The 19,604-nt window shown below is 58.9% G+C and carries 16 protein-coding genes and 2 tRNA genes; 14 read left to right on the top strand and 4 right to left on the bottom strand.

From position 1 onward, the window contains the following. The first annotated feature begins 42 nt into the window (after nucleotides 1–42). The 7 genes from hfq (at nucleotide 43) to ACTWLJ_RS04250 (ending at nucleotide 8,674) form a co-directional block, all read left to right on the top strand. Nucleotides 43–303, top strand: coding sequence for an RNA chaperone Hfq (hfq, locus tag ACTWLJ_RS04280; protein WP_401216129.1), 261 nt, complete (start codon nucleotides 43–45; stop codon nucleotides 301–303). A 12-nt stretch (nucleotides 304–315) separates the two neighbouring features. Next, a complete protein-coding gene (gene hflX, locus ACTWLJ_RS04275; RefSeq protein WP_401216128.1) occupies nucleotides 316–1,617 on the top strand; it encodes a ribosome rescue GTPase HflX in 1,302 nt (433 codons plus the stop codon). Nucleotides 1,618–1,713: 96 nt separating this feature from the next. Continuing rightward, complete coding sequence (hflK, locus tag ACTWLJ_RS04270; RefSeq protein WP_445179983.1) at nucleotides 1,714–2,886, top strand: FtsH protease activity modulator HflK; 1,173 nt, start codon at nucleotides 1,714–1,716, stop codon at nucleotides 2,884–2,886. Beyond that, nucleotides 2,886–3,755, top strand: a complete 870-nt coding sequence (gene hflC / locus ACTWLJ_RS04265) for a protease modulator HflC (RefSeq protein WP_401216125.1) — start codon at nucleotides 2,886–2,888, stop codon at nucleotides 3,753–3,755. The genes hflK and hflC overlap by 1 nt, the downstream gene beginning before the upstream one ends. A gap of 313 nt (nucleotides 3,756–4,068) precedes the next feature. Next, a complete protein-coding gene (locus ACTWLJ_RS04260) occupies nucleotides 4,069–5,256 on the top strand; it encodes an ATP phosphoribosyltransferase regulatory subunit (RefSeq protein WP_445179982.1) in 1,188 nt (395 codons plus the stop codon). A 54-nt stretch (nucleotides 5,257–5,310) separates the two neighbouring features. Then, a complete protein-coding gene (locus ACTWLJ_RS04255; RefSeq protein WP_445179981.1) occupies nucleotides 5,311–6,600 on the top strand; it encodes an adenylosuccinate synthase in 1,290 nt (429 codons plus the stop codon). A 139-nt stretch (nucleotides 6,601–6,739) separates the two neighbouring features. Then, nucleotides 6,740–8,674 (top strand): methyl-accepting chemotaxis protein, encoded by a 1,935-nt coding sequence (locus ACTWLJ_RS04250; protein WP_445179980.1) that lies wholly within the window; start codon nucleotides 6,740–6,742, stop codon nucleotides 8,672–8,674. A gap of 90 nt (nucleotides 8,675–8,764) precedes the next feature. On the opposite strand, the gene ACTWLJ_RS04245 is transcribed toward ACTWLJ_RS04250, so the two are convergent. The 4 genes from ACTWLJ_RS04245 to ACTWLJ_RS04230 form a co-directional block, all read right to left on the bottom strand. Then, on the bottom strand, nucleotides 8,765–10,330 hold the full coding sequence (locus ACTWLJ_RS04245; RefSeq protein ID WP_445179979.1) for an ABC transporter permease: 1,566 nt from the start codon (nucleotides 10,328–10,330) through the stop codon (nucleotides 8,765–8,767). Continuing rightward, entirely contained in the window at nucleotides 10,330–11,340 is a 1,011-nt protein-coding gene (locus ACTWLJ_RS04240) for an iron ABC transporter substrate-binding protein (protein ID WP_445179978.1), read from the bottom strand. The genes ACTWLJ_RS04245 and ACTWLJ_RS04240 overlap by 1 nt, the downstream gene beginning before the upstream one ends. A gap of 210 nt (nucleotides 11,341–11,550) precedes the next feature. Then, nucleotides 11,551–11,637, bottom strand: a tRNA-Leu gene (locus ACTWLJ_RS04235). A gap of 180 nt (nucleotides 11,638–11,817) precedes the next feature. After that, nucleotides 11,818–11,904: transfer RNA gene (locus ACTWLJ_RS04230), tRNA-Leu, on the bottom strand. Between the two features lie 225 nt (nucleotides 11,905–12,129). Between ACTWLJ_RS04230 and rnr the strand changes: the two genes are divergently transcribed. The 7 genes from rnr (at nucleotide 12,130) to dnaB (ending at nucleotide 19,438) form a co-directional block, all read left to right on the top strand. Beyond that, on the top strand, nucleotides 12,130–14,772 hold the full coding sequence (gene rnr / locus ACTWLJ_RS04225) for a ribonuclease R (protein WP_445179977.1): 2,643 nt from the start codon (nucleotides 12,130–12,132) through the stop codon (nucleotides 14,770–14,772). Then, nucleotides 14,769–15,536: a 23S rRNA (guanosine(2251)-2'-O)-methyltransferase RlmB gene (gene rlmB / locus ACTWLJ_RS04220; RefSeq protein ID WP_123530785.1), complete on the top strand. Its 768-nt coding sequence runs from the start codon at nucleotides 14,769–14,771 to the stop codon at nucleotides 15,534–15,536. The genes rnr and rlmB overlap by 4 nt, the downstream gene beginning before the upstream one ends. Nucleotides 15,537–15,841: 305 nt before the next feature. Then, entirely contained in the window at nucleotides 15,842–16,264 is a 423-nt protein-coding gene (gene rpsF, locus ACTWLJ_RS04215) for a 30S ribosomal protein S6 (protein ID WP_003217491.1), read from the top strand. A gap of 28 nt (nucleotides 16,265–16,292) precedes the next feature. After that, nucleotides 16,293–16,523: a 30S ribosomal protein S18 gene (rpsR, locus tag ACTWLJ_RS04210; RefSeq protein WP_002551829.1), complete on the top strand. Its 231-nt coding sequence runs from the start codon at nucleotides 16,293–16,295 to the stop codon at nucleotides 16,521–16,523. A gap of 36 nt (nucleotides 16,524–16,559) precedes the next feature. Further along, a complete protein-coding gene (locus ACTWLJ_RS04205) occupies nucleotides 16,560–17,453 on the top strand; it encodes a hypothetical protein (protein WP_401214686.1) in 894 nt (297 codons plus the stop codon). Between the two features lie 18 nt (nucleotides 17,454–17,471). Further along, entirely contained in the window at nucleotides 17,472–17,918 is a 447-nt protein-coding gene (gene rplI / locus ACTWLJ_RS04200) for a 50S ribosomal protein L9 (RefSeq protein ID WP_003186385.1), read from the top strand. A gap of 122 nt (nucleotides 17,919–18,040) precedes the next feature. Then, entirely contained in the window at nucleotides 18,041–19,438 is a 1,398-nt protein-coding gene (gene dnaB / locus ACTWLJ_RS04195; RefSeq protein ID WP_445179976.1) for a replicative DNA helicase, read from the top strand. The last annotated feature ends 166 nt before the right edge of the window (nucleotides 19,439–19,604 follow it).

Here is a 19,604-nt window from a genome sequence, read left to right as displayed (position 1 = left end):
TTTACCTATTTTTATTATTGAATCCTTAAAGGAGTGCGGCACATGTCAAAAGGGCATTCGCTACAAGACCCTTACTTGAATACTTTACGTAAAGAGAAAGTTGGGGTTTCCATCTATCTGGTCAACGGTATCAAACTGCAAGGCACGATCGAGTCGTTCGACCAGTTCGTTATCCTGCTGAAAAACACCGTCAGCCAGATGGTTTACAAGCACGCTATCTCGACAGTCGTTCCAGTTCGTCCAATTCGTCTGCCAAGCGCAGCTGATGGCGAACAAGCGGACGCTGAGCCAGGTAACGCCTGATAGGAGTCTCCTTTGTTCTTTGAGCGCCACGGTGGTGGTGAGCGAGTAATCCTCGTTCACTTGGATGGACAGGACCCTGAGGCGCGCGAAGATCCGCAGGAGTTTCAGGAACTGGCTAATTCGGCGGGTGCCGAGACCGTTGCGTTTTTTAACGTACCGCGTCATCGGCCAACCGCCAAATTCCTGATCGGCAGCGGCAAGGTCGAAGAACTTCGCGATCTGGTCCATGCCGAAAAGGCCGATCTGGTGATTTTCAATCACATCCTCACGCCCAGTCAGGAACGTAACCTCGAACGTGTTTTCGAGTGTCGCGTGATCGACCGTACCGGTCTGATTCTCGATATTTTCGCCCAACGCGCCCGTACCCATGAGGGCAAGCTCCAGGTAGAACTGGCTCAGCTTGATCACATGAGCACCCGGCTGGTTCGTGGCTGGACTCACCTTGAGCGTCAAGGTGGCGGTATCGGCATGCGTGGTCCGGGTGAAACCCAGCTGGAAACCGACCGTCGTCTGTTGCGGGTTCGCCTGCGTCAGATCAAGGGTCGCCTGGAAAAAGTGCGCAGCCAGCGCGAGCAATCGCGTCGCGGTCGTTCCCGTGCGGATATTCCTACCGTGTCTCTGGTGGGCTATACCAACGCCGGCAAATCCACGCTGTTCAATAACGTGACCAAGTCCGACGTGTACGCGGCTGACCAGTTGTTCGCCACGCTGGACCCGACCCTGCGCCGTCTCGACATTGACGACCTTGGGCCGATTGTCCTGGCGGACACCGTGGGGTTCATTCGCCACTTGCCGCACAAGCTGGTCGAGGCATTTCGGTCTACGCTCGAAGAGTCGAGCAATTCCGACCTGCTGTTGCACGTGATCGATGCGGCCGAACCGGATCGCATGTTGCAGATCGAGCAGGTGATGGTGGTGCTGGGCGAGATTGGAGCCCAGGACTTGCCGATCCTCGAGGTATACAACAAACTCGATTTGCTTGAAGGCGTTGAGCCACAAATCCAGCGTGATGCCGATGGCAAACCGCAACGGGTCTGGTTGTCGGCGAAGGATGGCAGCGGTCTGGAATTGCTTGAACAAGCCATCGCCGAGTTGCTGGGCAGTGATTTGTTTGTAGGGACATTGCGCTTGCCGCAACGATTCGCTCGACTGCGTGCGCAGTTTTTCGAACTCGGTGCGGTACAGAAAGAAGAGCACGACGAAGAAGGCATCAGTTTGCTGGCCGTTCGTTTGCCCCGGATCGAGTTGAATCGACTGGTAAGCCGCGAAGGATTGCAGCCGATGGAATTCATCGAGCAACACACTTTGCAATAAAAGCCTGAAAAAGCGGTTGTGCCGCAACGGCAGGCATTCTGTAGCATTGGTCGGCGCGCCGTGGGTGCGTCTTTGCTTTATCAGATGGAGAGCGCTATGGCTTGGAATGAGCCGGGTGGCAACTCGAACAATCAGGATCCTTGGGGTGGCAAGCGCCGCAATAACGGCGACCGCAAGGGGCCACCAGATCTCGACGAGGCCTTCCGAAAGCTGCAGGAAAGCCTGAACGGGTTGTTCGGTGGTGGTAAGAAACGTGGTGATGACGGCGGTGGTTCGGGCAAGAGCAGTGGTGGCTTCGGCGGCCTGCTCGGCATCGTCCTCGTTGTGCTGGCGGCTGTCTGGCTGTACAGCGCGGTATACGTAGTGGACGAGCAGGAGCAAGCCGTAGTGCTGCGCTTCGGTAAGTACTACGAGACTGTCGGCCCGGGTCTGAACATCTACTTCCCGCCGATCGACAAGAAGTACATGGAAAACGTAACGCGTGAGCGTGCGTACACCAAGCAGGGCCAGATGCTGACCGAAGACGAGAACATCGTCGAAGTGCCGCTGACCGTGCAGTACAAGATCAGCAACCTGCAGGACTTCGTGCTGAACGTCGACCAGCCGGAAATCAGCCTGCAACATGCGACCGACAGTGCGCTGCGCCACGTGGTGGGTTCTACCGCCATGGACCAGGTGCTGACCGAAGGTCGTGAGCTGATGGCCAGCGAAATCAAGGAGCGTCTGCAACGCTTCCTCGACACTTATCGCACCGGTATCACCGTTACTCAGGTCAACGTACAGAACGCCGCTGCACCGCGTGAAGTACAGGAAGCCTTTGATGACGTGATCCGCGCCCGTGAAGACGAGCAGCGTTCGCGCAACCAGGCTGAAACCTACGCCAACGGCGTCGTGCCGGAAGCCCGTGGTCAGGCCCAGCGCATCATTGAAGATGCCAACGGCTACCGTGACGAAACCGTCTCGCGCGCCAAGGGTGAGGCTGATCGCTTCACCAAACTGGTCGCCGAGTATCGCAAGGCACCTGAAGTCACCCGCCAGCGTCTGTATCTGGACACCATGCAGGAAGTCTTCAGCAACACCAGCAAGGTTCTCGTGACCGGCAACAAAAACGGCCAGAGCAACCTGTTGTACCTGCCGTTGGACAAAATGATCCAGAACGGTTCGGGCGGCAATGCGCCGGTAACCGGTTCGGCCGCTGCCAGCAACAACACGGACGTCGCGCCGCATGTCACTGACCTGCCGCAGACGCGCACAAGGGAGACCCGCTGATGAGCAATAAATCGCTGATCGCCCTGATTGTTGGCGTCGTTGTGTTACTGGTTGGCTGGAACTGCTTCTACATCGTGGCTCAGACCGAGCGTGCGGTGTTGCTGCAATTCGGTCGTGTGGTTCAGGCGGATGTTCAGCCGGGTCTGCATGTGAAAGTGCCTTACGTTAACCAGGTGCGTAAATTTGACGCACGTCTGATGACGCTGGATGCACCGACACAGCGCTTCCTGACCCTGGAAAAGAAAGCCGTGATGGTCGATGCCTACGCCAAGTGGCGCGTGAAAGATGCCGAGCGCTTCTACACCGCGACTTCCGGCCTCAAGCAGATTGCCGACGAGCGCTTGTCGCGTCGTCTGGAATCGGGCCTGCGTGACCAGTTCGGCAAGCGCACCCTGCACGAAGTTGTGTCGGGTGAGCGTGATGCGCTGATGGCTGACATCACCGCTTCGCTGAACTCGATGGCAGAAAAAGAGCTGGGTATCGAAGTTGTCGATGTCCGGGTCAAGGCTATCGATTTGCCGAAAGAAGTTAACCGCAGCGTGTTCGAGCGTATGAGCACCGAGCGTGAGCGTGAAGCTCGCGAGCACCGCGCCAAGGGTAACGAGCTGGCAGAAGGCATCCGTGCCGACGCCGATCGTCAACGCCGCGTGCTGCTGGCTGAAGCCTATCGTGAATCTGAAGAGGTTCGCGGTGATGGTGATGCCCAGGCCGCTGCGATCTACTCCAAGGCCTACGGCCAGGATCAGGAGTTCTACGGTTTCTACCGTAGCCTGCGTGCCTACCGTGAAAGCTTCGCGAACAAAACCGACGTCATGGTCCTCGACCCAAGCAGCGACTTCTTCCGTTACCTGGAAAAGTCCAAGCCTTGATGCAGCGTTGACCTGAATCATTCCGCCCGGCGGCTAAAACCTCGGGCGGGGTGATCCTTTGGGAAAACGTGTGTATGATGCGGCAGCCGGGAAATTCCCGGCTTTTTTGCGTCTGCACGTTTGATTGCTGTTTTTTGTTGCAGGCATCGGGTTGAATGGCCCGACAGTTTTTCGAGGAAAGTGATGGGCGAAGCCGGTAACAGGCCTTTCGCTGCGTCGTTCATGCGCGTGCGTTTTGAACGGACCGATCATTTTCTGCTTCACTCAAGGCTCGCCCTAGTGCTGGCCGCCCGGATCAAAGGGGAATGGCGTAATGGCAACGGTAGACCGCTGGCTGCTGCCAGATGGCATCGAAGAAGTACTGCCACCGGAAGCGGCGCGCATTGAAGTTGCGCGTCGTCAGGTGTTGGATCTGTTCCAGAGCTGGGGTTACGAGTTTGTCGTGACTCCCCATATCGAGTACCTGGAATCCCTGCTGACCGGCGCGGGCCAGGACCTGGATCTGCGTACCTTCAAGGTCATCGACCCGCAATCGGGCCGGCAGATGGGTTTCCGTGCCGACATCACGCCGCAAGTGGCGCGCATTGATGCGCACACCCTGCGTCGCGAAGGGCCGAGCCGTCTGTGCTACGCCGGCAGCGTGCTGCACGCTCAGCCGCGTGCCTTGTCGTCCTCGCGCAGCCCGATTCAGTTGGGTGCCGAGTTGTACGGCGACGCCAGTCCGACCAGCGACGTTGAAGTGATCAGCCTGATGCTGGCCATGCTGCAACTGGCCGATGTGCCGGATGTGCACATGGATCTGGGGCACGTCGGCATCTACCGTAGTCTGGCCCAGGCGGCCGGTCTGTCGGGCGAAGTCGAGCAGCAGTTGTTCGACGCGTTGCAACGCAAGGCTATCGACGAGGTCATTACCTTGACCGAAGGCCTGCCGGCCGATCTGTCCGGCATGCTGCGTGCGCTGGTTGACCTGTGTGGCGGGCGTGAAGTGTTGAGCGCTGCCCGCGAGCGTCTGGCCAATGCGCCGGCGCCGGTACTGGCGGCACTGGAAGATTTGCTGGCAATCGCCGAGCGTCTGTCGGCGCGCTTCCCGGCGCTGCCGCTGTACTTTGATCTGGGCGAGTTGCGCGGCTACCACTACCACACCGGTGTGGTGTTCGCGGTGTTTGTGCCGGGCGTTGGTCAGTCCATCGCTCAGGGCGGTCGCTACGACGACATCGGCGCCGACTTCGGTCGCGCTCGTCCGGCGACCGGCTTCTCTACCGATTTGAAAACCCTGGTGACCCTGGGGCGTGCTGAGATCGAGCTACCGTCTGGCGGTATCTGGATGCCTGACAGTACGGATGCGGCACTCTGGCAGCAGGTTTGCCAGTTGCGCAGTGAGGGTCAGCGTGTCGTTCAGGCTTTGCCTGGACAACCTTTGGCCGCCGCCCGTGATGCGGACTGCGACCGGCAATTGATTCAGCAGAACGGGCTTTGGCAAGTATCGCCACTGGCTTCTTGAGTTTTCCTGCCGGCCATCGCCGGCACCAAGTTTGCGCGAATGAGGACAAGTGTTATGGGTAAGAATGTCGTAGTCCTGGGCACCCAATGGGGTGATGAGGGCAAAGGCAAGATCGTTGATCTGCTGACCGAACATGCTGCCGCCGTAGTGCGCTACCAGGGTGGCCACAACGCTGGTCACACCCTGGTGATCGACGGCGAAAAAACCGTCTTGCACCTGATTCCGTCGGGCGTGCTGCGCGAAGGCGTGCAGTGCCTGATCGGTAACGGCGTGGTGGTTGCACCTGACGCCCTGCTGCGCGAGATCACCAAGCTGGAAGAGAAAGGCGTACCGGTGCGTGAGCGCCTGCGTATCAGCCCGTCCTGCCCGCTGATCCTGTCCTTCCACGTAGCGCTGGACCAGGCCCGTGAAAAGGCCCGTGGCGAGCTGAAGATCGGTACTACCGGTCGCGGCATCGGCCCGGCGTACGAAGACAAGGTTGCACGTCGTGGCCTGCGTGTTGGCGATCTGCTCAACATGCCGCGCTTTGAAGACAAGCTGCGTGAATTGGTGGAATACCACAACTTCATGCTGGTCGGTTATTACAAAGAGCCAGCCATCGACTACGACAAGACCCTGGCCGAGTGCAAGGAATACGCAGAGCTGCTCAAGCCGCTGATGCTGGACGTGACTGCCGAGCTGCACGACCTGCGTCGCGCTGGCAAAGACATCATGTTCGAAGGTGCCCAGGGTTCCCTGCTGGACATCGATCACGGTACCTACCCGTACGTGACCAGCTCCAACACCACCGCTGGCGGCGTTGCTACCGGTTCGGGTGTTGGCCCGATGTTCCTGGATTACATCCTCGGCATCACCAAGGCTTACACCACTCGCGTAGGTTCGGGTCCATTCCCGACTGAGCTGTTCGACGAAGTCGGCGCGCACCTGGCCAAACAAGGTCACGAGTTCGGCGCTACTACCGGCCGCGCACGTCGTTGCGGCTGGTTCGACGCAGTTATCCTGCGTCGCGCTATCGATGTGAACAGCATCTCGGGCATCTGCCTGACCAAGCTGGACGTACTCGATGGTCTGAAAACCATCAACATCTGCGTCGGCTACAAAGATGCAGAAGGCAAGGACGTCGCTCCGACTGACGCTGACAGCTACGTGGGCCTGCAGCCTGTGTACGAAGAAGTGCCAGGCTGGACCGAATCGACCGTCGGCGCCAAGACCCTGGAAGAGCTGCCAGCTAACGCTCGTGCCTACATCAAACGCGTTGAAGAGTTGATCGGCGCGCCGATCGACATTATTTCGACGGGCCCGGATCGCAACGAAACCATCGTTCTGCGCCATCCGTTTGCTTGATAAGTCGTTGATGTAAAAAACAAAGGCCCCTTAATCGGGGCCTTTGTCGTTTATGCCTGTTGGACGGCATGACCTTTGCTGTGAATCTTCCTACAAGAGTGCCATCAAATTAATGGCGTCAGAAGTAGAGGTATTCACAGTGTCGGCCGTTCTCTCACTGTTACAAAGCCGTTTATTGCGCCCCGTATTCGTTACCCTTGGTATCGCCCTTTTGGTGCAGGTGCTGGTAGCCGTTGCCCTGACAAGGAGCACGGTCACCGCACTGGAAGCCGATCTCGGCACTCGCCTGGGCGCTGACAGCCAGAAGCTCTCGGGCGAACTGGAGCAGGCCGGGCGTGAAGTCACGTCGAGCCTCGACAGTTTGTCGTCGAGTACGCGGCAGCGCCTTACTGCTGGCCTGTCCTCGCGTTTGAAAGACGAGCAGGCGCAACTGCGGGCGACTCTGGAAAAAGACCTCAAGGACTCGGCCAATGACATGGCCCAGTTGCTGGCCTCGGTCGCGCCCCGCGCCATGTGGGACAGCGACGTTCCGACCCTGTCCGAATTCGCTCGACGCGCCCAGCGTAATCCCAACGTGTTGTTCGTGGTCTACGACGACGCCACCGGGCAACATCTGACGCGCTATCTCAATCGCGAAAACCCGATCAACAAGGCCCTACTGGAAAAGGGTCAGGGCGAGCGCGCGTTGGATAAAGTGCTGGATGCGGCGAAGCACGATCCCTCGGTCTACTACCTCGAAGCCTCGATCAATCCCAATGGCGTGGAAATCGGCAAAGTGCTGATGGGCGTTTCCACGGCTTCGGTGGAAACCGATTTGGCGGCGCTCGATCAGCGCTTCTCGGCATTGATTGCCAGCAGCGATCAACTGGTCGGCGACAGCCTCAAGGGTGCAGCTGCCGACAGCGCCACGGCGATGCGCGCGCGCCTGCAATCGGCGCAATCTACGGCCGCCGAAATGAAGGCCAATACCACCAGCACTGTGCAGGATGCGGCGGCGACATTGCGCTGGCGGATCGGCATGGGTCTGGCGCTGGTCGGTTGCGGCGTATTGCTGTTGCTGGCGGTGGTGCTCGGCCATCGCGTAGTCAATCGCTTGAAGATGCTCAACGCAGCAATGGACGATCTCGCGGCGGGCGAGGGCGACCTGACCAAGCGTGTGCAAATCAACAGCAAGGACGAGATCGGCGACATGGCCTCGGCGGTCAATCGCTTCGTGGATAAGTTGCAGCCGATTGTGCGTGAGGCGGGTGATGTGGCGCAGCGTACCGGTGTGGAAATCGGCGCCATGACCCTGCGCAATGCCGGCGCCGATGCGGCGGCCGGGATGCAGCGTGATGAAGTCGCGGAAAGCCTGCGTGCACTCTCGCAAATGGCGGACGAGGCGCAGTCGGAAAGTCATGCGATGCAGGCTGCGCTGAAGCAGGTGGTCGATATTCGTCAGGCCACCGACGAGAACACTCGCACGTCAGCCAAGGTTGGCAGCCTGATCGAGGCGCTGGCCGGGCAGGTCGATACCGGGTCGAAAGTCATCGAGCGGTTGGCGCAGCAAAGTGAGCAGATTGAAGTGGTGCTGACGGTGATTCACGGCATCGCCGAGCAAACCAACCTGCTGGCGCTCAACGCAGCCATTGAGGCGGCGAGGGCGGGTGAAACCGGGCGTGGCTTCGCGGTAGTCGCGGACGAAGTACGAGCGCTGGCGAGCAAGACGCAAAGCTCTACGGGCGATATTCAGGCGCACATCGTCGCGTTACAACAGGGCGCGCGTGAAGCGGTTGAGGCCATCGGGCAGGCCGGGCGTCAGGCCAGTGAAGGTTTGCTGGTGTTGCGTGACAGTGCGCGGTTGCAGCAATCGGTGCAGGCGTCGGTCGAGCAGGTGCATGCGGCGATTGGTCTGGCGACTCAGGCTGCAGCGCATCAGGCGCAAGGGGCGCAGGCGGTACGTGGGCGGGTTCAGACGATTCATGCGCAGGCCGAGAAAGCCGCTCAGGCGGTGGTGGAAACCACGGCCAGCGGCAAGGTGCTGGATGGCTTGGCGGCGCAGTTGAAAGCAAGCTTGGGGCAGTTCCGGGCCTGATATGGTCTCGGCTGGCCTCTTCGCGAGCAGGCTCGCTCCCACTTTTGACCGCGGTCTCATGTGGGAGCGAGCCTGCTCGCGAAAGCGCTCTCAGCGACTCAGATACATCCGCGTTGTAAGCAGATAAACCGGCAACCCCGACACCACAATCAACAATGCCGCATAAGGCGCCGCCGCCGCAAACTCGACGTTCGCGGTATGCGCCCAAACCTCGGTCGCCAGCGTGTTCAGCCCGGTCGGACTCAGCAGCAGCGTCGCGGTCAGCTCCTTCATTGCATCGAGGAACACCAGCGCAAACGCAGCCCCCAGTGCCGGGAAGATAATCGGCAGCGTCACTCGGCAAAACGCGGTGAACGACGAAGCGCCAAGCGTGCGCGCAGCCTCTTCCAGTTGCGGTGCGGCCTTGTTCAGTGCCGTACGAATCGGCGCCTGAGCCAAAGGCAAAAACAGCAGCGCATAAGCGATCAGCAACAGCGCCGAAGTCTGATACAGCACCGGAACGTAATGCAGGGCGAAATACACCAGCGTCAGCGCAATCACCAATCCTGGCAGTGCATGCAGCAGGTACGGCAAGCGCTCAGCCCAGATCGCCAGTTGTCCTTTGTAGCGAACCACCAGCAAGCCGACCGGCACCGCCAGCACCAGACACAGCGCCGCCCCACCCAGCGACAGCGCCAGCGACGACAGCAATGCTTCGGTAATCGCTGCGACCGGGAACGCTGCGGACGAACCCACCGCCAGCCAGTACGCCAGCATGCCCAGCGGAATCCCGCTGCCGATAATCGCCAGCGTCAGGCAATACAGCTGACCGGCAGGCGCCCATTGCCCCAGCTTCACTTGTTCGGCCCGACGCGCCGCGCCTTGGCCAATCCGCACATGACGACCTTTGCCGCGAACCCGCAGCTCCAGCCATAGCAACACAAGACACAGCGCCAGCAACACGGCAGACAGCATCGCCGCGTTGGCGTTGCTGAATTCCAGTTCGAATTGCTGGTAGATCGCGGTAGTGAAGGTTTGCAGGCCGATGATCGACAGTGCGCCGAATTCCACCAGCATGTGCAGGGCAATCAGCAGCGAGCCGGCCAGCAACGATGGCCAGAGCAGGGGCAGGGTGACGCGGAAGAACACGCCCCAGCGGTTCTGCCCCAAGGTACGTGCCGACTCTTCAAGAGACGGGTCGAGATTGCGCAGGGTCGCCGCAACCGGCAAAAAGATCAGCGGGTACTTCGACAGGCTCATCACCAGAATCGCCCCGCCGAGGCCTTCGAACTGTGCGCTCAACGACACCCAGGTGAAGCTGCTGACGAACGCCGGCACCGCGAACGGCAGGCACAGAATCACGCCCCACAGGCGCCGTCCCGGCAGATTGCTGCGTTCCAGCAACCAGGCCAGCGACAGGCCGATCACGCCGCACGTCAGCGTTACGCCAACCATCAAGGCGAGCGTGTTGCGCAGCAGGCCGAACACATACGGGCGCCACAACAAGTGCAGCGCTTCGGCCCAGCCGGCCTGCCAGGCTTTCAATCCGACGTAGACCAGCGGCAACAGGCTCAATACCACCAGTAGCAAAACCGGGAGTATCAGCCAGATCGACGGTCGCTTGCGCCGTGGCAGGTAACCCCCGCGCTTGGCGGGGGCGGATAACGATGCCGTCATCAGTTCAAGCCAACTTCACGTTCCAGATCCAGCGCTTCTTCGGCATTGCCGAGGTCGGCTGGAGTGACTTTCGGTGCTTCCAGTTCGCTGAACGGCTTGAGCCCGCGATCCGATTCCATGCCTTTGTGTAGCGGATATTCGGCGGTGGTCTGAGTGATCACGCGCTGGCCTTCTTCGCTGGCCATGTAGGCGAGGAATTGCTGAGCTTCTTTCGGGTGTTTGCTGGATTTCAGCACCGCAGCACTGGACACGGTGATCAGCCCGCCGACGTCGCCGCCGGTGAAGTAATGCAGTTTGGAGTCCAGTTTGCCTTTCTCGCGTTGCAGGGCGAACCAGTAATAATTGTTCACCAGTACGGTGGCGACTTCGCCGTTTTCCACTGCTTTGAGCGCAACCATGTTGTTGCTGTAGGTTTTGCCGAAGGCGCGCAGGCCGGTCAGCCATTCTTCGGCGGCATCACGCCCGTGCATCTTGATGATCGCTACTGCTTGTTCCTGAAAGGCACCGCTGGTGGGTACGAAACCGACCTTGCCTTGCCATTTTGGATCGGAGAATTCCAAGACCGATTTCGGCAGATCTTTTTCGTCGACCAGTTTCGGGTTGAAAGCGACCACGCGAACCCGCGCAGTCACGCCGATCCAGGTGCCATTGCCGGCGACATATTCCTTCGGCAGAACGGCGAGCGTCGCATCATCGGCCTTGGCCAGCAGACCCTGTTCGCCGAGTTTGTTCAGGGGCGGGGATTCTTCGGTGTAGATCACGTCGGCAGGGGAGCGGTCGCCTTCTTCGACGATCTGACTGGCGAGCTGATTGCTGCTGCCTTTACGTACGTTGACGTGAATACCGGTCTTGGCTTCGAAGGCTTTGGCGATCGCGTCGCCGACTTCCTTGTGCTGACCGTTGTAGAGAGTCAGGGAAACCGTATCGGCAGCCTGGGAGAGGGGAGTGGCGAGTGCCAGGCCGAGCAGGGTGAAGGTCAAGCCGCGGCGCAGGGTATTTCGAAACATCATTCGCAGGGTTCCTCACTGTCGCATTGCAAAAACTTGCAACAATGATAAACGATATTGTTTCTCAGATGCGCCCCAAGGAGGGTCGGGATTTGTTAGTGATGGACTGTGCCACAGGAGATGGGGGGTCTTTGAGTTTCTGGAAGGCAGAAACGCAAAAACCCGCTTTCGCGGGTTTTTGTGAAATCCAGGGTCGTAACCTTGAATTTGAATTGGTGCCCAGAAGAAGACTCGAACTTCCACGACCGTAAGGTCACCAGCACCTGAAGCTGGCGTGTCTACCAATTTCACCATCTGGGCATTCATCGCTAGCGTTGCCGCTGTTGATGTGGCGCACTATACGGAGCGCTTTTTGATCTGTAAACCCCTGATTTAATATTAATAAATCAGTTTTAACAAAAGCGTTCCTTAGAATGCAAAAAACCCGCTTTCGCGGGTTTTGTGTGAGTCTTGAAACTGATCTAGTCTCAAACTCTAAATTGGTGCCCAGAAGAAGACTCGAACTTCCACGACCGTAAGGTCACCAGCACCTGAAGCTGGCGTGTCTACCAATTTCACCATCTGGGCAGCATCGGCAACGTTTGTGCGTCGTCGATGGCGCGCACTATACGGAGCGTGTTTTTAACTGTAAACCCCCGTCGCGCAAAAAAATGATTTTTTTTACCAGCGGTCTTTAAAACGGCTGTGAAACGTCGATACAGAGCTTTAGATGGGCCTTTATAGTCTGAAATTTCCCGTTTGATGGCGCCTATGCCAAACTAACCCGCATATAGACAAGGTGAAAACTCTCTAATGGCCGATTGGCAGTCCCTCGATCCCGAGGCCGCTCGTGAAGCGGAAAAATATGAAAACCCTATTCCCAGCCGCGAACTGATCCTTCAGCACCTTGCTGATCGGGGTTCGCCAGCTGCCCGCGAGCAACTGGTCGAAGAATTTGGTCTGACCACAGAAGACCAGGTCGAAGCCCTGCGCCGCCGCCTGCGTGCCATGGAGCGCGACGCTCAGCTTATTTACACTCGCCGTGGTACGTACGCGCCGGTGGATAAACTCGACCTGATCCTCGGCCGCATCAGCGGTCACCGTGACGGCTTCGGTTTCCTGGTGCCGGACGACGGTTCCGACGACCTGTTCATGAGCCCGGCGCAAATGCGTCTGGTGTTTGACGGTGACCGTGCACTGGCGCGGGTTTCCGGTCTTGACCGTCGCGGTCGCCGTGAAGGCGTGATCGTCGAAGTCGTGTCCCGTGCCCACGAAACCATTGTTGGTCGCTACTTTGAAGAGGGCGGCATCGGTTTCGTCGTTGCCGACAACCCGAAGATCCAGCAAGAAGTGCTGGTCACCCCGGGCCGCAACGCCAATGCCCAGATCGGCCAATTCGTTGAAGTGAAGATCACTCACTGGCCGACCCCGCGCTTCCAGCCTCAGGGCGATATTGTCGAAGTTGTCGGCAATTACATGGCGCCGGGCATGGAAATCGACGTTGCCCTGCGCACCTACGATATCCCGCACGTTTGGCCTGAGGCCGTTCTGAAAGAAGCGGCCAAGCTGAAGCCGGAAGTCGAAGACAAAGACAAAGAGAAGCGCATCGACCTGCGTCATCTGCCGTTCGTCACCATCGACGGCGAAGATGCCCGCGACTTCGATGACGCGGTCTACTGCGAAGCCAAGCCAGGCAAACTGCGCCTGTTCTCCGGCGGCTGGAAGTTGTACGTGGCGATTGCCGACGTCTCCAGCTACGTGAAAATCGGTTCGGCGCTGGACAACGAGGCTCAGGTTCGCGGCAACTCGGTGTACTTCCCCGAGCGCGTAGTGCCGATGTTGCCTGAGCAACTGTCCAACGGCCTGTGCTCGCTGAACCCGCAGGTTGATCGTCTGGCCATGGTTTGCGAGATGACCATCTCCAAATCCGGCGAAATGACTGACTACTGCTTCTATGAAGCGGTGATCCATTCCCACGCTCGTCTGACCTACAACAAGGTCAGTGCGATGCTGGAAACACCGAAAGCCACCGAAGCGCGCAAATTGCGTGGCGAATACACCGACGTCGTGCCGCACCTCAAGCAGCTCTATGCGCTGTACAAAGTGTTGCTGGCCGCTCGTCACGTGCGTGGCGCGATCGATTTCGAAACGCAGGAAACCCGAATCATCTTCGGTACCGAGCGCAAGATTGCCGAAATCCGCCCGACCACCCGTAACGACGCGCACAAGCTGATCGAGGAATGCATGCTGGCGGCCAACGTGGCCACCGCAGAGTTCCTGAAAAAGCACGAAATCCCTGCGCTGTACCGCGTTCACGCCGGTCCGCCGCCGGAGCGTCTGGAAAAACTGCGCGCCTTCCTTGGTGAGCTTGGTCTGTCCCTGCATAAAGGCAAGGATGGCCCGTCGCCGAAGGACTATCAGGCACTGCTGGCGAGCATCAAGGACCGTCCGGATTTCCATCTGATCCAGACCGTCATGCTGCGTTCGTTGAGCCAAGCGGTGTACAGCGCTGAAAACGACGGCCACTTCGGCCTGAATTACGAAGCCTATACCCACTTCACCTCGCCGATCCGTCGTTACCCGGACTTGCTCACGCACCGCGCAATCCGCAGCGTGATCCATTCGAAACAGGACACCCCGCACGTTCGTCGTGCCGGCGCGATGACCATTCCGAAAGCGCGTATCTATCCGTACGACGAAGCGGCGCTGGAGCAGCTCGGCGAGCAGTGCTCGATGAGCGAGCGCCGTGCCGACGAAGCGACCCGCGACGTAGTGAACTGGCTCAAGTGCGAGTTCATGAAAGATCGCGTGGGCGAGTCGTTCCCGGGTGTGATCACTGCCGTGACCGGTTTTGGTCTGTTCGTCGAGCTGACCGACATTTATGTCGAAGGTCTGGTGCACGTCACCGCGCTGCCGGGCGACTACTACCACTTCGATCCTGTGCATCACCGCCTGGCCGGTGAGCGTACCGGTCGTAGCTTCCGTCTTGGCGATACCGTTGAAGTGCGGGTCATGCGTGTCGATCTCGACGAACGCAAGATCGACTTCGAGATGGCTGAAAAGACCATCAGCGCGCCAATCGGTCGTAAAAAGCGCGGCGCTGAAACCTCGGCACCTGCGGCGAAAACCGCAGCGAAATCTGCAGCAGAGCCGGCGCCGGCAAAAGCCGCTGGTCGTCGTCCTGCCAAGGAAAAAGCTCCCGAGGCTTACCGCCCGAGCGATGCCGTGGCAAAAAACGCCGAGCTGCGTAAAAGCCGCGAAATGAAGAAGGCCTTGCTGGCCGATGCCAAAAGCGGTGGTAAAGCGGCGCCTGGGGGAAAGACCGGGCGGTCGGCGCCTGAAAAGGCCTCCGGCAGCAAGCCAGCAAAACCGAGCAAACACCGTAAAGGCCCGCCAAAAGCGGGTTCTGCTCCAGCCAAAAGTGGCGGGGCACGTAAACCGAAGGCGAAGTCATGAGTCAGTTGGAAAAAATCTACGGCGTTCACGCAGTAGAAGCGTTGCTGCGTCATCACCCGAAACGCGTCAAGCAGATCTGGCTGGCTGAAAGCCGCAACGATCCGCGCGTGCAGACCTTGATCGAACTGGCCAACGAGAATCGTGTCCAGGTCGGTCAGGCCGAACGTCGCGAAATGGATGCCTGGGTTGAAGGCGTGCATCAGGGCGTGGTGGCGGATGTAAGTCCGAGCCAGGTCTGGGGCGAGGCAATGCTCGACGAATTGCTCGATCGTACCGAAGGTGCACCGTTGCTGTTGGTGCTCGACGGTGTGACCGACCCGCACAACCTCGGCGCTTGCCTGCGTTCGGCGGATGCTGCCGGTGCGCTGGCAGTGATCGTGCCGAAAGACAAATCCGCTACCCTGACGCCAGTCGTGCGTAAGGTGGCTTGCGGCGCGGCGGAAGTGATTCCGTTGGTGGCGGTGACCAACCTGGCGCGCACCCTGGAAAAACTCCAGCAACGCGGTTTGTGGGTTGTCGGCACGGCGGGTGAGGCCGAGGTCAGCATCTATGACCAGGACCTGACTGGCCCGACCATCCTGATCATGGGCGCTGAAGGCAAAGGCATGCGTCGCCTGACTCGTGAACATTGCGACTATCTGGTGAACCTGCCGATGGCCGGTAGCGTCAGCAGCCTCAACGTTTCCGTGGCAACTGGCGTGTGCCTGTTCGAAGCGCAGCGTCAGCGCGGTGCGAAAGCCAAGGCTTCTGCCAAGAAGTCCTGACCCGAACGCGATTCAAATGTGGGAGCGAGCTTGCTCGCGATGGCGCAGTAACATTCAGCATCATTGCTGAATGTGGAGGCCAATCGCGAGCAGGCTCGCTCCCACAGTGTCATGTGTCAGGGCGAAGTCTGGTGTTGTTCAAATAATCACCAATTGCCTTGCGCCTCCGCAGTCCCTTCTCTACAATTGCGCCCCTTGCTGTGACGGCAGGCACCGAGGTGCCCATCGCCAGCAAGTCCATAAGTGTCATTCACTCCTTGTCTGACCGTTTTTGAACGGCAGGCTACAACCCGTAAGGAGCATTCATGCGTCATTACGAAATCATCTTTTTGGTCCACCCGGATCAAAGCGAGCAAGTCGGCGGCATGGTTGAGCGTTACACCAAGCTGATCGAAGAAGACGGCGGCAAAATCCACCGTCTGGAAGATTGGGGCCGTCGTCAACTGGCCTACGCAATCAACAATGTTCACAAGGCTCACTACGTGATGCTGAACGTTGAATGCACTGGCAAGGCTCTGGCCGAGCTGGAAGACAACTTCCGCTACAACGATGCAGTGATCCGTAACCTGGTCATCCGTCGCGAAGAAGCCGTTACCGGCCAATCCGAGATGCTCAAGGCTGAAGAAAACCGCAGTGAGCGCCGTGAGCGTCGCGACCGTCCTGAGCACGAAGGCGCCGAAAGCGCTGATAGTGATGACAGCGACAACAGCGATAACGCTGACGAGTAATCCACGGACCTTTTAAGGAGCCTATCAAATGGCACGTTTCTTCCGTCGTCGTAAATTCTGCCGCTTCACCGCTGAAGACGTGAAAGAGATCGATTACAAAGATCTCAACACTCTGAAAGCCTACGTATCCGAGACCGGCAAAATCGTTCCAAGCCGCATCACCGGTACCAAAGCTCGTTATCAGCGTCAGCTGGCCACCGCTATCAAGCGCGCCCGCTTCCTGGCCCTGCTGGCCTACACCGACAGCCACGGCCGCTGAGACCGGGCAGTCGACAAGTAGCAAAGGATTGAATGCATGCGTGCCTTAGCTGAGTTCATCATGCGCGGCCGCATGCAGGCCACTCTTGTAGTGGCTGGATGTGCAACATTGCCGTTGTTGTATTGGTTGGGTGCTGCCGCCGGGAGCTTTGTGCTTCTGCGGCGCGGATTGAAGGACGCCCTTGGCGTTCTCTCTCTGGGACTGCTGCCGGCATTGATCTGGTGGTTGTATGCCGATGACCCACGGGCACTTCTGGTGCTGCTGGGTTCTTCGGGGCTTGCGTTGGTATTGCGCGCAAGCGAGTCCTGGGTTCGCACGCTGCTGGTCAGCGTGGCGGTGGGACTGGTGTTTTCAGTGGTGCTCGGGGGCGCGTTTGCGGCCCAGATCGAGATGCTCGCGCAGGCCTTGATAAAGGTCATGCCAGCGCTTCTTGGTGAAACCTACAAGCAATTGTCGGTCGATGAGCAAGCGCGTTTCGCGTCCCTGATAGCACCGGTTCTGACCGGACTGATTGCGGCACTGTTGCAGATCGTCAGCGTGCTGAGCCTGATTGTCGGGCGTTATTGGCAGGCGTTGTTGTACAACCCGGGTGGTTTTGGTCGCGAGTTTCGCGCCATCCGAATCCCGCTGGGGCCGGCGATGTTACTGCTGGCGTTGATGCTTCTGGGCCCGAATCTCGGTGCACAGATGGCCATGTTGACGCCGTTGTGCAGTGTACCGCTGGTGTTCGCCGGACTGGCCCTGATTCACGGGCTGGTCGGGCAGAAGCGACTGGCCGGTTTCTGGCTGGTGGGGTTGTACGTAACGCTGTTGCTGTTCATGCAGCTGATCTATCCGTTGCTAGTGGTCCTGGCCATTGTCGACAGCCTGATTGATTTTCGCGGTCGTCATGTGTCGAAAGACACCGATAACGCGAACGGTGAAGGTTAAAAGTTAGAGGATTTCCACATGCAACTGATCCTTCTGGAAAAAATCGCCAATCTGGGCAACCTGGGCGACAAAGTAAACGTTAAGGCCGGTTACGGCCGTAACTACCTGCTGCCTTTCGGCAAAGCTACCGCTGCGACCGCTGCCAACCTGGCTGCGTTCGAAGAGCGTCGTGCTGAGCTGGAAAAAGCTGCCGCAGACCGTAAAGCATCGGCTGAAAGCCGTGCTGCCCAACTGGCCGAGCTGGAAGTGACTATCACTGCCACCGCTGGCGACGAAGGCAAGCTGTTCGGTTCGATCGGTACTCACGACATCGCTGACGCACTGACCGCCTCCGGCGTTGAAGTTGCGAAAAGCGAAGTTCGTCTGCCGAACGGCACCATCCGCAACGTAGGTGAATTCGACGTGGCTGTGCATCTGCACGCCGAAGTTGAAGCCACCGTACGCGTTGTCGTGGTAGCAGCTTAAGTAACACCTGATCGGCTGGCGGCTTGCCCGTCAGACGGTTAACATCGGGCACGATCCTGTTTACAGGTCGTGCCCTTTGTCTTTCTGTAATCCCTGTTTTTTCCTGATCAAACCAAGTGGCCATGAACGATATCTCTGCTCCTGAGCAATACGATCTGCAAACCGCGTCCCTCAAGGTGCCACCGCATTCCATCGAGGCCGAACAGGCTGTACTCGGTGGTCTGATGCTGGACAACAACGCCTGGGAACGCGTGCTCGATCAAGTCTCCGACGGCGATTTCTATCGACATGACCACCGCCTGATTTTCCGCGCGATCGCCAAACTGGCCGATCAGAACATGCCGATCGACGTCGTCACCCTGTCCGAGCAACTGGACAAGGAAGGTCAGACGTCCCAGGTCGGCGGCCTCGGTTACCTTGGTGAACTGGCGAAAAACACGCCGTCCGTCGCCAACATCAAGGCCTATGCGCAAATCGTCCGCCAGCGTGCGACGCTGCGCCAACTGATCGGCATCAGCACGGAGATCGCCGACAGCGCTTTCAATCCGGAAGGCCGCACCGCCGAGGAAATTCTCGACGAAGCCGAGCGGCAGATCTTCGCGATTGCCGAGGCGCGTCCGAAAACCGGCGGTCCGGTGGGCGTGAATGAGTTGTTGACCAAGGCCATCGACCGCATCGACACCTTGTTCAACACCGACAACGCCATCACCGGTCTGTCCACCGGTTACACCGACCTCGACGAGAAAACCAGCGGCTTGCAACCGTCCGACCTGATCATCGTCGCCGGCCGTCCATCGATGGGTAAAACCACCTTCGCCATGAACCTGGTGGAAAACGCCGTACTGCGCAGCGACAAAGCGGTGCTGGTGTATTCCCTCGAGATGCCAGGCGAATCGTTGATCATGCGTATGCTTTCTTCCCTCGGACGCATCGACCAGACCAAGGTGCGTTCCGGCCAACTGGAAGACGACGACTGGCCGCGCCTGACGTCGGCGGTCAATCTGCTCAATGACCGCAAGCTGTTCATCGACGATACCGCCGGCATCAGTCCGTCGGAAATGCGTGCGCGTACCCGGCGTCTGGCGCGTGAGCACGGTGACATCGGCCTGATCATGATCGACTACCTGCAATTGATGCAGATTCCAGGTTCCGGCGGCGACAACCGGACCAACGAGATTTCCGAAATCTCGCGTTCCTTGAAAGCCCTGGCCAAGGAATTCAACTGCCCGGTGGTTGCACTGTCCCAGCTCAACCGTTCCCTGGAGCAACGACCGAACAAGCGGCCAATCAACTCTGACCTCCGGGAATCCGGAGCGATCGAGCAGGATGCCGACGTCATCATGTTCGTGTACCGGGACGAGGTATATCACCCGGAGACCGAGCACAAAGGCATTGCCGAGATCATCATCGGCAAGCAGCGGAACGGGCCAATCGGCTTTATCCGTCTGGCGTTCATCGGTAAATACACCCGATTCGAGAACCTTGCGCCGGGCAGCTACAACTTCGACGATGACGAGTAATCTGCTCATCGACTGATCTGACGCCTTCGCGAGCAAGCTCGCTCCCACATTGGAATGCGGTCTCCTGTGGGAGCGAGCTTGCTCGCGAATGGGATCGGCGCAATTTCCGACCATAGCCGTCGGAATTGGTCAAAATTTGTGCTATATTCCGCGCCCGCGAAATTCA

Source organism: Pseudomonas sp. McL0111, from assembly GCF_052567255.1.
The sequence above is the reverse complement of the archived record's forward strand: the minus strand, read 5'-3'. Positions and strand labels throughout refer to the sequence as shown.